This window comes from Peribacillus muralis, from assembly GCF_001645685.2.
GTDB classification, from domain to species: domain Bacteria; phylum Bacillota; class Bacilli; order Bacillales; family DSM-1321; genus Peribacillus; species Peribacillus muralis_A.
Window position 1 is genome coordinate 3,532,067 of sequence record NZ_CP017080.1, and the last position, 13,287, is coordinate 3,545,353.

13 protein-coding genes and 1 riboswitch are annotated in these 13,287 nt (G+C 45.7%); of the genes, 2 read left to right on the forward strand and 11 right to left on the reverse strand.

Annotated elements, in window-relative coordinates; genetic code table 11:
* The first annotated feature begins 127 nt into the window (after positions 1-127).
* A complete protein-coding gene (locus ABE28_RS17170) occupies positions 128-931 on the forward strand; it encodes an NAD kinase (protein ID WP_257390822.1) in 804 nt (267 codons plus the stop codon).
* Positions 932-968: 37 nt separating this feature from the next.
* Here the strand turns inward: ABE28_RS17170 and ABE28_RS17175 are convergent, their stop codons facing one another.
* Genes ABE28_RS17175 through ABE28_RS17195 form a run of 5 tightly spaced genes read right to left on the reverse strand, consistent with a single transcriptional unit; the run spans position 969 to position 4,565 of the window.
* Complete coding sequence (locus ABE28_RS17175) at positions 969-1,739, reverse strand: TatD family hydrolase (RefSeq protein WP_064466012.1); 771 nt, start codon at positions 1,737-1,739, stop codon at positions 969-971.
* A 19-nt stretch (positions 1,740-1,758) separates the two neighbouring features.
* Entirely contained in the window at positions 1,759-2,511 is a 753-nt protein-coding gene (locus ABE28_RS17180) for an ABC transporter ATP-binding protein (protein WP_064466013.1), read from the reverse strand.
* Positions 2,486-3,268: an ABC transporter permease gene (locus ABE28_RS17185; protein ID WP_064466014.1), complete on the reverse strand. Its 783-nt coding sequence runs from the start codon at positions 3,266-3,268 to the stop codon at positions 2,486-2,488. The genes ABE28_RS17180 and ABE28_RS17185 overlap by 26 nt, the downstream gene beginning before the upstream one ends.
* Entirely contained in the window at positions 3,265-3,549 is a 285-nt protein-coding gene (locus ABE28_RS17190) for a thiamine-binding protein (protein ID WP_064466015.1), read from the reverse strand. Before ABE28_RS17190 ends, ABE28_RS17185 begins: the two co-directional genes overlap by 4 nt.
* A gap of 11 nt (positions 3,550-3,560) precedes the next feature.
* On the reverse strand, positions 3,561-4,565 hold the full coding sequence (locus ABE28_RS17195) for an ABC transporter substrate-binding protein (protein ID WP_064466016.1): 1,005 nt from the start codon (positions 4,563-4,565) through the stop codon (positions 3,561-3,563).
* Between the two features lie 133 nt (positions 4,566-4,698).
* Positions 4,699-4,808, reverse strand: a riboswitch (TPP riboswitch).
* A gap of 231 nt (positions 4,809-5,039) precedes the next feature.
* Between ABE28_RS17195 and ABE28_RS17200 the strand changes: the two genes are divergently transcribed.
* A complete protein-coding gene (locus tag ABE28_RS17200) occupies positions 5,040-5,870 on the forward strand; it encodes a hypothetical protein (protein ID WP_083232122.1) in 831 nt (276 codons plus the stop codon).
* 64 nt (positions 5,871-5,934) lie between these two features.
* On the opposite strand, the gene rarD is transcribed toward ABE28_RS17200, so the two are convergent.
* The 6 genes from rarD to ABE28_RS17230 all read right to left on the reverse strand — a co-directional run bounded on the left by rarD (position 5,935) and on the right by ABE28_RS17230 (position 13,252).
* Positions 5,935-6,864, reverse strand: a complete 930-nt coding sequence (rarD, locus tag ABE28_RS17205; protein ID WP_064466017.1) for an EamA family transporter RarD — start codon at positions 6,862-6,864, stop codon at positions 5,935-5,937.
* Positions 6,865-6,911: 47 nt separating this feature from the next.
* Positions 6,912-8,543: an amidohydrolase gene (locus tag ABE28_RS17210; protein ID WP_064466018.1), complete on the reverse strand. Its 1,632-nt coding sequence runs from the start codon at positions 8,541-8,543 to the stop codon at positions 6,912-6,914.
* Positions 8,544-8,689: 146 nt separating this feature from the next.
* Complete coding sequence (gene mbcS, locus ABE28_RS17215) at positions 8,690-10,273, reverse strand: acyl-CoA synthetase MbcS (RefSeq protein WP_064466019.1); 1,584 nt, start codon at positions 10,271-10,273, stop codon at positions 8,690-8,692.
* Positions 10,274-10,606: 333 nt separating this feature from the next.
* Positions 10,607-10,813 carry an alpha/beta-type small acid-soluble spore protein gene (locus ABE28_RS17220; protein ID WP_057911412.1) on the reverse strand — a complete coding sequence of 69 codons (207 nt, stop codon included), beginning with the start codon at positions 10,811-10,813 and terminating at the stop codon, positions 10,607-10,609.
* An 82-nt stretch (positions 10,814-10,895) separates the two neighbouring features.
* Positions 10,896-12,107, reverse strand: coding sequence for a tRNA uracil 4-sulfurtransferase ThiI (thiI, locus tag ABE28_RS17225; protein WP_064466020.1), 1,212 nt, complete (start codon positions 12,105-12,107; stop codon positions 10,896-10,898).
* Positions 12,104-13,252 carry a cysteine desulfurase family protein gene (locus tag ABE28_RS17230; protein ID WP_064466021.1) on the reverse strand — a complete coding sequence of 383 codons (1,149 nt, stop codon included), beginning with the start codon at positions 13,250-13,252 and terminating at the stop codon, positions 12,104-12,106. The genes thiI and ABE28_RS17230 overlap by 4 nt, the downstream gene beginning before the upstream one ends.
* Positions 13,253-13,287 lie beyond the last annotated feature (35 nt).

The window sequence follows — 13,287 nt, forward strand, 5'->3', positions numbered from 1 at the left end:
TAAACTACTATGTATAAGTGCAGCACACCATTCTCTAAACGGACGGACGAAGGCCCATATTGGCTTCCTCGCTTCCTTTATCGAGAGCTTAGAAAGCCCTTTCATTACTATTCATATTAGGGGGATCATTATGAACACACGACGAAATATTTATTTTTTCCATGCTTCAAGTTCAGAAATGCAAAGCAAGGTCGAACGTCTTGCGGAGTTGGCGAACAAGCACGACTATGAGGTTGTCCAAGACTTCACAAAAGCTAACATTATCGTGAGCATCGGCGATGACGGGACGTTTTTACAGGCGGTACGTAAAACCGGATTCAGGGACGATTGTTTGTATGCCGGCATTTCCACCACCGGAAATTTGAATATGTACTGCGATTTCCATCTGGAAGATACTGAAAAGATGATTGATGCGATGACAAAAGAGCAAATCGAGGTTCGAAAATATCCAACCATCGAAATTCAATTGGACGAACAGCCTCCTTTTTATGCCCTCAATGAACTGAGCATCCGAACTTCGATTACAAAGACGTTCATCATGGATATTTATATCGACGACATCCATTTTGAAACCTTCCGCGGGGATGGAATCATCATTGCGACCCCTACCGGGAGCACCGCTTACAATAAATCGGTGAATGGCGCAGTCGTGGATCCGCTCCTCCCTTGTTTTCAGGTGAGCGAGCTCGCTTCCATCAATAATAATACGTATCGGACCCTCGGGTCTTCCTTTATACTAAGCAGCGATAGAACCTTGACTGTTCAACTTGAACAAAACGGTCCAAGCTATCCGATCGTCGGACTTGATAATGAAGCATTGAGTATCAGCCATCTAGGAAGGGTAAAGGTCGGCTTAAGCGGCAAAGTCATCAAAACCGTTAAGCTAAAGGATAACTCTTTTTGGGAAAAGGTAAAAAGAACGTTTCTTTAAGAGTGTTTAAAAAAGGTACCAGATATCTGGTACCTTTTTATATTTCATAAAAATCCTTGGTGTTTTGATAAAGGGTTTCATACACATGGTCGATCGGCAGGCCTTTGATCGTAGCGATGCGACGCACACTCTCTTGGATCATGGCAGGATGTGTCGCTTTCCCCTTGAAGTCCCCTTCAAACTCCCATGGACCGTCCGTTTCAACCATCATCAGCTCAAGCGGATATACGGCCACCAAATCCTTTATATCCCTTTCATAGCAAACATCCGGTGTAATTGAAATGCGGTATTCGTTTCGAATCATTTTCGCAATCGTCTCGCCATCTCCTTTAAACCAGTGGAAATGCGCCTTTGTGATACCATACTTCTCCAATAAATCGCAAACGATAGGGGCATCATCATGAACGGCATGAAGGATAACCGGTTTTTCGATTTCTTTAGCAAAAGCAAGAAGCCTATCCACTATCTTTATATATTCAGCCAAATCGATAGCGGGATTTTCCTGCCTTAAGTAAAAGGGAAGCCCAATCTCGCCTACTGCGATCATATTGTGCCGATTTGCCCGCATCCAGATCAATAATTCATTCAGTTCCTGTTCACTAGGAAGGGGCTGCTCGGGATGAAACCCAAAAGCTGGTTTGATTCGTGAATCTTTGCGTGAAAGCTCGGCATTTTTGATGGAAGATTCCAAATTCATGGAAACCGTTACCAGTGCCTCCACCTGCTCCTTTTCCATATCCGCGAGTATTTGTGATTGCTTCCTTTCATCATATTGATCAAAATGGATATGGCTATCAATGATTTTCATGCTTAGCTCCCCCTTTGGCTTATGTAGTGAAGGTTGGCTTCAGTGCGGCATATAATTCCCGTTTCAAATTAAAAAAATCCTCGCTGAGAAGCTGCTCTTCCCTTCTTGGCCTTGAGAATGGCACGATAACCTCCTTGATGACAGTTGCCGGCTTGGCTGATAACACGTAAATCCTATCGGAAAGGAAAACCGCTTCATCGATGCTATGTGTAACGAAAAGCACGGACCGCCGATATTCCTCCCAAAATGACATCAACCATTCTTGCATCTGCACTCTAGTCAGTTCATCCAAAGCGGAAAAAGGTTCGTCAAGGCACATCAAATGCTGAGGGCTCAAGATACTCCGGATAAATGCGGCCCTTTGCTTCATGCCTCCGGATAATTCATGCGGATATGCCTGTTCATACTCTCCCAACCCAGCCTTCATCAATAGCACTTTGGCTTTTTCTTTGTCTTTAAACCCAGCAAGTTCGCTGCCTAGCAGGACATTATCCAAAACCGTTCTCCAAGGTAATAGCGAGGGCTGCTGCGGCATATAGCTTATATGTCCCTTTAAGCCATTTATTTTCTTTCCGTCGAGTAAAATATCGCCATCATCCGGCTTCAAAATGCCGCCGGTCAAGTGGAACAACGTACTTTTCCCACTGCCTGATGGTCCAAGGATCGTCACAAATTCCCCTTCATCCACATGAAGATTCAACTTCTCCAAAATATTTTGCTTACCATCAAAGGAATAGGAAACGTCTTTAATTTCCAGATGCATGCTTGTCATCCTCCTTTCGCTTCCATGAAACAAAGTACCTCTCCAGTAAGGTAATCACTCCAAAAAAGAGCAGGCTCAATCCCATAATGATGAAAATGGCTACAAAAACCCGATCGGTCCGAAACGCGGAGGAAGCAAGTGTCATATAAACGCCAATCCCGGATTTCGCCCCGAGCCACTCCGAAATGACTGCACCCATTACACTATACGTGGCCGAAATTTTGAGGCCAGAGAAAATGAACGGAAGAGAGTGGGGCAGCTCTAACTTCCAAAACAACTGGCTGTTTCCCGCTCCCATCATCTTAAAATAATGCTTAAGTTCATACGGTGTCTGGCGCAGGCCATCCAATGAGGCAACGGCAACCGGAAAAAAGCATACGAGTGATATGACGATGAGCTTAGGCAGCATCCCAAAACCAAACCAAATCACCAAGAGCGGTGCCAGCACGATGATTGGAATATTTTGTGACAGGATGAGCAGGGGATAAACGGCATCTTTAACACCTGAAAACAGATGCAAGGCCGCTGCTATCAATAAGCCGATACAGCTTCCAATTAAAAAACCGGCTATCGCAAGCTCAGTCGTCGATAACAGGTGACCCAAAAGATTATGAAAGGACTCGATACCTTCAATGAAAATGGCAGATGGGGAAGGAAGCAGCCATTTTTCTATTTTCAATATCGCTGTGGCTGACTCCCATGCAATCAGCAGCAATACTAAAAGAAAGAAGGGAGCCCCCTTCTTCCAAATTCTCCTTCCGATCATGCCCGATACTTCTCCGTCAACGTATCCATCGTGATCCCGCTCGGCTGGTACAATATTTTGACTTGGGAAATGACGTTCGGCGAACCTAATTCAATCATTCTTTCATTCATTTTTTCTATCACCGCAAATAGCTGGGCAAGCTCACCCTCCATGGTCGTTTCTAGCGGGTGAACCTCGTATTTGACACCTGACTCATCTATGATCTTGATTGCTTCATCAACTAAAGGAATGACATTTTCACCTTTAGGGATGATTTGTATGCTAATTAAAGAACTGGCCATTTTTCTTCCTCCTAATTTGGTAGAAACTCATTGGTAAACGCCTCTTCAGGTTTGAACTCACCTTCAAGAAGCTTATTTTCTCTCATCCAATCACTGTAATTCTTCCATATGTCAAGCTTCTGTTCACCCCAGCGCGGAGCATCATCCTGATATTTATCTGCAAGCCACGCCTGGCTCTTCCTTACTAGTTTCGCATCCAGGTCCGGGGCGGCCTTCATTAAAATGTCCGCTGCCGTATCGGGATCATCGATTGCAAACTGATACCCTTTAGAAGCTGCATGGACGAATGCCTTAACGGTTTCTGGATCTTCTTTGATCAGCTTTTCGTTTGTTGTCAAGACAGGTGTATAGTAATCGAGCTTATCCGAGTAATCGGTCAAGTAAACCATATTCAGCTTTTCATTCCTCAGCTCGGCCTCGACACCCGTCCATCCATAATAAATCCAGGCGAAGTCTACATCCCTTTTAACTGAAGTGAAAAAATCAGCATCCCCTGTATTGACGATATCGACTTTATTTACATCCGCATTTTCTTTTTTCATGAGTGAATTCATGATGGCCTTTTCTACCGGCGACCCCCAGCCACCATAGGTTTTCCCTTCGAAATCCTTTGGTGATTTAATGTTTTTTGCCGCAGGAGATGCGAATCCAGAGGTATTATGCTGGATGACGGCAGCCAGTGAAACAATCGGCACACCCTGTACGCGGGCCTGGGTAATGGCCTCCTGGTAGCTTACGCCAAATTCGGATTTCCCGGAGGCCACAAGCTTGTCCGCTCCGGCTTCACCTGGCATGATGATTTCCACATCCAATCCTTGTTCTTTAAAATACCCCTTTTCCTTCGCTACATACAATCCTGTATGGTTTGTATTCGGTGTCCAATCGAGCACGACCGATACTTTTTTCAATCCTTCATTGTCTTCCTTTTTTGTTGCTTCATCTTTTTCGTTCGTTCCGCCGGCGCCACATCCAGCTAAAAGGAACAACGAAGTCAGCAATGGCAAAAATTTATTCAAGCGGGTATCCTCCTACTCATCATATAAGATCCACATGCAGGAATATTAAGGGCGCCAGGGGCATTTTTCAAATCATCATAAAAAAACAAAAAACGCCCGAAAATGAGTTCGGACGTTAACATACAAAACGGAAAATCTGTCATAATATGTTCCCTCCGCTGGCACCATCCAGATCAGGTTCAAAGAGTCAGCGTCTAAAGGACGCAATCTCAGCCAGCAATACTGGCTCCCCTACATTTCTCGCACTATGGACTTTTCTCTATCATTATATCAATTCATGGAGAAAAGGGAAAACTAATTTGCTTCCGCTAAAAAATTCACCTTGCGGCCTCATTTCCGAATCAGGCTTCACTACTGGCACCTTTCCTCGTTCAAATAGTCACTTCCTTGCAGGTAATCATATAATGAGTATGACCTGCACACACATTTCCATGTACCAGATTTATAACTCATAAGCAAAAGGTGGATATGATCATGATCAAGATTAATCACAAATGGTTAGATGTCAGTCAAATCCAGCCAGGTATACCATCTGCCAAAGCGATGGAACTGCTCCAATTGCTGGCGGGATATGCGACCGTTTTTGAATACGGGAGCTTGGAAGAGCTTAATTTCGAAATTCAGTTGAGGCTTCGAGTCATGGAGGCAGCCATTTCATTAGATAAAAGCGGTGCAGAATTTGCAACACTCGAGGAATCGGAAACCAATCCACAATACTGGCGCCTTGCAAAGGATGGCACCTTCACCCTCCAGCCAGGGATTCGTCCCCATCTTGCGATTGCCGACATTTTCCAAAATGGAAGGCAATATGCTTTCGAATGCGGGACTGCAATAGTCGTCACATTCTTAAGAGCCATTATGGATGTAATCGGTCCGAGGCAGTTTGATTACCTTTTTTCCGACCTAGTTCTTTATGATTGGCATCCCCCAACGAATATGATCCTGCTCGTCCACCGTGGCACGGATTATATACCGGGGGACTGCTTATATTTCAAAAACCCGGAACATGATGAAAAAACGCCTGAATGGCAAGGTGAAAATGCGATATTATTAGGAAAGAATCTCTTTTTTGGGCATGGGATCGGCATTACCAATTCCAAAGGAATCATTGATGAGCTAAACGATAATCGAAAATCGAATGCCACTATTTCGGCATACCTGACAAACCATATCGTTAGCCTGGATAGCTCCTATTATTATGGCATAATCCAACCATATCCCGGCCGCGCCCAAAGCATTCCCTGTCTGGCAAGTCTCCCTGATTTGATCGTTACGGAAATAGGCTCGAAGATACACCTTTCCTGATGCAAATGCATTCGCCACTATAAAAAAATGCTTGGAGGATAGATCCACCAAGCATCTTTCTTATTCACGCACCAATATCCCTTTTGCTTTTGAACCTGCGGGCGCTTGCCTGCCCCCATTTCGTAATGGAGAGCGTATAAACAGCCAAGGCTGACCAGATGAACAAAAAGGCTAAAAGATGTGCTTTCGTAAAGCTTTCATGATAGACGAATACACCGATCAGCAAGGATAAGGTCGGAGCGATATACTGAAAAATCCCAAGCATCGAGAGCGGGATCTTTTCTGCCCCTTTCGCAAAATATAAAAGAGGTAAAGCCGTTACGACCCCGCCGCCCACTAACAGCAATCCTGTGCTCCCATTTGTGAAGAATTGCATGTCCGACTGGGTCGACAAGTATATGAGGTAACCAAGGGCGAGAGGCGTTACCATCATCGTTTCGAGCGTCAGCCCGATTGCCGATTCGGCCTTGATCATTTTTTTTGCCAAGCCGTACAACCCAAAGGTCATCGCCAATACAAGGGAAACCCAAGGAATGGTGCCGAAGTGAATCCCAAGGATCAGGACTCCGATTCCGGCAAGCATGAACGACATGATTTGCGCTCCGCTCAATTTTTCTTTTAAGACGACTACACCCAAGAGGACGCTGACTAGCGGATTGATATAATAACCAAGACTGGTGTCAAGGATCTTTCCGGAGTTAACAGCCCAGATGAACACTCCCCAATTAGCCGTGACGAGCAGTGACGCTGTAAGTAAAGCGGCAAAGAGTTTCGGGTTACGAACTATATGCTTGAAATAGTCCAGAAACGCTTGCCATTTTTTCATGAACATCAATAACACCAGCATGAAAACGAAAGACCATAATACCCGCTGCGCCAGTATCTCTGTTGCCCCGACCCCCTGAAGGAATTTCCAGTAAATCGGGACGATTCCCCACATCATATAAGAAAGTGCGGCATAAATCGCCCCTTCTTTTTGTTCATTCACTTTCATAACCTGCCTTCTTTCCATTCATTCCTTGATCTTTTAAAACCATCTAACTATTTTGCATTCGGATTGCTTCTTTTGCAACTGTTATTTTTATCAAACATGATCCTGTCATCAATGACCGTCATGACTGCCTCGGCTCCCGGAAGAGCTTCCGGCTTTCCTGTGAAGACATCCTGATCGAATACGGTAAAGTCGGCATCATATCCTTTACTGATCATACCGCGCCGCTTTTCCTGCCCTATTGCCGCGGCACTCCCTTTCGTATAAAGAGAAAATGCCTCATAGACGGTGAGCCTTTCAGCCAAACCATAACCAGCTTCATCACTGTCGATTTTCGCTCTCGTGACAGCCGCATGGATGCCCAACAGTGGATTTAATGGCTCGATCGGTGCATCGGAACCGCCCGCACAAATGATTCCCATTCGTAAATAAGTTTTCCACGCGTAGGAGGATGCCAATAGCTTTGCTGGAACCTTTTCTTCCACCCATGGAAAATCGGACGGTACGAAGCCAGGCTGGATATCAAAGATCACCGGCAGTACCGCTGCCCTCTCCAACAGCTCCGGGCGGACAATCTGCGCATGAATGAGCCGGTCACGAAGCCCGAGTTTCGGAGGGAAGGCTTCGATGGCATCCAAAACATATTCAAAAGCGAGATCGCCAATGGCATGGGCAGCAATCGGCATCCCTGCCTGCCTTGCTTTTTGCACCCATTGATGAAGCTCTGCTTCCGTGAATATGGCCACACCATTCGTTCCGCTTTGATCTGCATATGGCTCGCTCAGCAAGGCTGTATGGCCGCCCAACGAGCCATCGGTGAATAATTTCATGCTGTCGAACTTGATATATCGTGTTCCCTCTTGATAACGGCCCCCCGCTGCCCGCATATCTTCAAGGGCTTCATGATGTACGAGAAGATTGGCCCGAAAGGCCATTCCCTTATCCTCGATGACCGATTTAAACGCCTCGTAAGTCGGCTCGAAGCCATTGTAATAATGGAGGTCCTCCGTATGGCCGCCCGTCAGCCCCAGCTTATGGGCATCTGCAATCGCTTCCGAAAGCGCGGCTTCGATATAGTCCTGATCAATGCCTGGAAGGCTGTCTAAAATCATGTTCTGTGCTTGGCTTTCCTTAAACAAACCATTTAACCGTCCATCAGGATAGCGGCATATCACACCGCCTGCCGGTTCTTCTGCCTCCTCCTTGATATCCGCCGCCAGGAGGGCACCGGAATTCACCACCAAGGCATGACGGCAAATTCTTTTCAATACGATAGGATGCTCCGTCGATATCGCATCAAGCTCATCCCGTAAAATCAATTCAGGGACCGACCATTCATTTTCATTCCAGCCTTCAGCAACAATCCACTTTCCTGGGGGCGTCACGGCACACTTTGCCTTCAGGACATTCAGTATGGCTTCCCTGCCTTTCATCAAAGAAAGGTCCAGACGAAGCAGACGCTCGCCATGCCCGACCAAATGAAGGTGGCTGTCGACCAATCCCGGAAGCATCGTTTGTCCTTTTAAGTCGATTTCCCTGGAAATATTACCGGCATACTTTTGTCTTAAATAGATGGAGTTGCCTGTGTCGGCAATTACCCCATTTTCGCTGAAAAGGGCCTCCACCCGATCTCCTTCTTTAATCATTGTATAGATGGACCCATTGAACCATAATGTTCCCATACCGGCTTTACACTCCTTATTAAAGGTTTCTTACTGATATGCAGTAAGTGTACCATCTCATTCCACAGATTCCCAGAGGTAAGCTTCCATGCCGCCCCCCAGTCCATTGAAAAAAAGCCAGCCGGATGGCTGACCATTGATGACGATCAGTTATTCAGGATTCCTTCTTCCCTTTTCCGTAAATCGATCCGTTTGATTTTACCGGAGGTCGTTTTAGGAAGTTCATCAAGAAACTCGATTTTCCTTGGATATTTATAAGGGGCCGTCGATTCTTTTACGTGCACTTGCAGTGTTTTGATCAAGCCCTCACTAAGCGGATCGATATCATCCATCAAGACGACATACGCCTTGACCACATTACCCCTTATTTCATCAGGACTGGCTATTACGGCACACTCTTTTACATATGGATGCTTGACGAGTGCATCCTCCACTTCAAATGGCCCAATGGTATATCCGGAGCTGATGATGATATCATCGGCACGTCCTTCAAACCAAAAATACCCTTCTTCATCCTTTTTCGCTTGATCGCCGGTAATATAATAATCACCGCGGAATTGCTTCGAGGTACGCTCGGGATCCTTGAAATATTCTTTAAAGAGTGCCGGTGTATCGACATGCACGGCAATATCCCCTACTACACCGGGAGCACAGGGGCTGCCAGAATCATCGATGATTTCCACATGGTTTCCTGGAGTCGGTTTGCCCATGGAGCCCAGTTTAATATCCATCCCTTTTGTTACACCCACCAGCAGCGTATTTTCGGTTTGTCCATATCCGTCGCGGACTTCAATCTGGAAGTGGTTTTTGAACACCTCGAATACTTTTTGATTGAGGGGCTCACCAGCCGATACGGCACTATGAAGGTGTGAAAGATCATAGTCATCAAGATTATCAACCTTGGCCAGCAGCCGGTACTCGGTTGGTGTACAGCATAATGCATTCACTTTGTAATCCTGAAGCAGCTGAAGGTATTTTTTCGCCTCAAATTTCCCATGATAGGCCAGACCTGTCGCTCCCGTGCCGAGAACAGCCAGGAAAGGACTCCAGATCCATTTTTGCCACCCTGGACCGGCCGTTGCCCAAACCACATCCCCCTCACTGATGCCAAGCCAGTTTGCAGCTGACGTTTTCAGATGGGCATAAGCCCAGCCGTGAGTATGGACGACTCCTTTAGGATGTCCTGTCGTTCCGGAAGTGTAAGATAGGAAGGCCATATCCTCACTCCTCGTGGTGACCATTGCCAGCTGATCCGACTCTGCGTCGGCAAGCTCATTCAAATCAAGCCAATGCTTCACCGGCTTTCCGATTGAGAATTTCAGGAGGCCAGCCGCCCCTTTGACCTCGTCCAGTTCAGGAGTATATTCATGAAAGCTGATTATCCCTTTGACATCACCATGGTCGATACGATACTCCAGATCCTTTGCGCGGAGCATTTCGGAGCAAGGAATGACGATCATGCCTATTTTTAATGCGGCTAAATAAACCTGATACGCCTCTACCAAGCGAGGAATGATGATCAGGACCGTATCGCCTTTCCCCAACCCTTCTTTCTTGAAGGCATTTCCGATTTTATTGGCACTTTTAAGTAATTTTTCATATGTAAGTTGTTTCTTCTCTCCGGCTTCGTTCTCCCAAAGAACAGCAACTTGTTCTGGATTATTCGCAAAAACTTCCATTTCACTCACTAAGTTGTACTGTTCCGGAGCTAATAAATCTTCACGTTTCATTTTCTTCCCCTCCAATTATGAACTCTTAGTACCTACTCATTATATAAGATACTGCTCCTGCATATCCATTTATTTTTATAAATAAATAAAGAGAGCCGGTTAAAACACCCACTCTCTTTATATTAAAGAAAAATTGAAGCTTTTAATTTATAAACGATGCAGTAGATTTCATAATAGGAAAAAACCATGCACTGTACCAAGTCGACGCTCATATTTCCGGCCGTTCTCTCCAATAATTCGACCTGCTACCCACTTTTTCCGGCCGTTCATGAATTGGAGACAAACAGAAGAGAGCGGGTTCAGAACCCGCTCTCTGTAGCCATATTTATGAAATTATCTTTTGTACCCTCCGCCTAATTGTTGTTCAGCCATTTGAACAAGGCGTTTTGTGATTTCTCCACCAACTGAACCGTTAGCGCGAGCAGTTGTATCTGCACCAAGTTGTACGCCGAATTCAGAAGCGATTTCATATTTCATTTGTTCTAGAGCTTGTTCCACTCCAGGTACCAATAATTCGTTTGAGCTGTTGTTGTTTGCCATGTGTTTTTCACCTCCTTGTGATTATAGAGTGTGTTAAAACACATGGCTTCATTCGCACATTTTTATTGGTAATTACAGGATATTAAAATAAGTCTTCCATGGCTTCTTCCTTATCGAATGTCTGGCCCGGTTTGATGGTCAGGATTTCGGTTTCGGTCACCGCTTTTTCAATCAAGGAGTCGAAGTCGACGAAGCTCTCATAGTAATTGACTTTTTCACGTTTTGGCTTCGTTTTTGGACTTGCCGGAGTAAACACTGTACAGCAGTCTTCATACGGGAGATTGGATATTTCAAACGTATCAAGCTCCCTGGCAATTTTGATGATCTCGGTTTTATCCATCGTGATTAGCGGACGCAAAATCGGAGTATTCGTCACCTCATTGATGGCAAACATGCTGCTCATAGTCTGACTTGCCACCTGTCCAAGGCTTTCGCCGGTGATGATTGCCATCGATTCCTCTTTTTCACGGATTTTATCGGCGACGCGCATCATCAAGCGGCGAGTCGTGGTCATTGAGTAGTTTTCCGGAATCTGTTTTTGGATCAATAGCTGAATTTCCGTGAATGGCACGATATGCACTTTCATGCTTCCATTTATTTCAGCAAGCTTTCCGGCCAGATCAATGACCTTTTGCCTTGACCGCTCACTTGTGAAAGGAGGACTGTAAAAATGGATCGCCTCGACATCCAAACCGCGTTTCATCGAGAGGAATCCAGCGACTGGGCTATCAATGCCGCCTGAAAGCATCAGCATCGCCTTTCCGCTTGATCCGAATGGAAGCCCTCCTGCACCCTGGATGATTTCACCCGTCATGTATACAGCCTCACGTCTCACTTCCACTAGCAGATTCAAATCAGGGTTCTTGACATCCACTGTTACATCTTCTGTATTGCGAAGCAAATGTCCGCCAAGTGCCCTGTTAATCTCATCTGTATTATAGGGAAAATCCTTATCCGCCCTCTTGGTCGTGATTTTGAACGTGCCTACCTCTTCAGAAGTTTGATTAAGGTAGTAAAGCGCTGCCGTCTTCATCACTTCCAGATCACGCTCGACCTTTATCGCTGGGCTAATAGACTGAATCCCAAATATCCCTTTCAACCGTTCAATGACAGGCTTATGGTCGACCCCGTTCAGGAGAACGTACATCCGCTCGCGGTTTGCCGTAAGCACTACACCGTCAATATCCTTTAAACTCCAGCGGATATGTGCCTTCATTTTGTCTACGAAGCCTTTACGATTTCGTTTTTTTGTGGAGATTTCCCCATAGCGGATAATTATATGATCAAATTTCATTTCGCAACCCTCATTATTTTTTCTAAATTAGCGACAATTTTCTGTATCGCTGCCAGAACTTGCTTCGCTTCATCCAGCCCATTTCCATAGGTGGTGCTGATGCGGATGACGCTTTCGGAACGCGCTTGATCGTGGAACATCGCATCCACCGTTTTGCTTACCGCCCTTTTTTTTGAAGAACAGGCACTGGTCGTCGAAACGATGATTCCATCCGATTCGAGTGCATGCAGCAATACCTCCGATTTAAGCAGCGGTACGGAAAAATTCAAAATATGGGGTGCACCCTCCTCAGGGCTGTTGACCAGCACCCCTTGCATTTCCATTAACCCTTTATATAAGTGTTTTTTTATTTGCTCAAGCTTATCATGATACAGCAATTGATTGTTCATACTAATACGAAAAGCTTTGGAAAGGGCGACGATTCCCGCGACATTTTCCGTACCGCTCCTGATTTTCGTTTCTTGGTTGCCCCCGTGGAACAGCGGATCGATCCGAACGCCTTCGCGAACGTATAGGAAGCCTGTCCCCTTCAAGCCGTGGATCTTGTGTCCGGAGTAGGTGCATATATCAACATAAGCTTCCCGTAATGACAGAGGAACCTTGCCTGCCCCCTGCACATTATCGACATGAAAGAGCACGTTCGGATACTGACTTAGCACTTTTCCCACTTCAGCAATCGGCTGGACCGAGCCTACCTCGTTATTGACATGCATGATGGAAACCAATACGGTATCCTCCCTCAATGCATCCTTAAGATCCGACAATTCAATCTGCCCCGATTCGTTAACTGGCAGAATGCTGATTTCGAAGCCCGCATGCATCAATGATTGGCATGCATCTTCGACGGACGGATGCTCGATTGCCGTCGTGATGATGTGTTTGCCACGATTCATCCGAGAGTGGGCGGCACCTTTAATGGCAAGATTATTCCCTTCCGTTCCGCCGGAAGTGAAATAGATTTCCGAGCTGTTTACCTGTAATAAATCAGCGACCTGCTTTCGCGCTGCAGAAAGGAGTTTTTCGGATTGAACCCCCAGCCCATGAAGCGAGGACGGATTGCCAAAATAATCAGATGATACCTTTAGGAAAGATTCCAGTACTTCCGGATATGGCTTGGTTGTTGCACTATTATCGAAATAAATCATGGGTTCACCTTCCATGTATTGAATCTATGATGGTC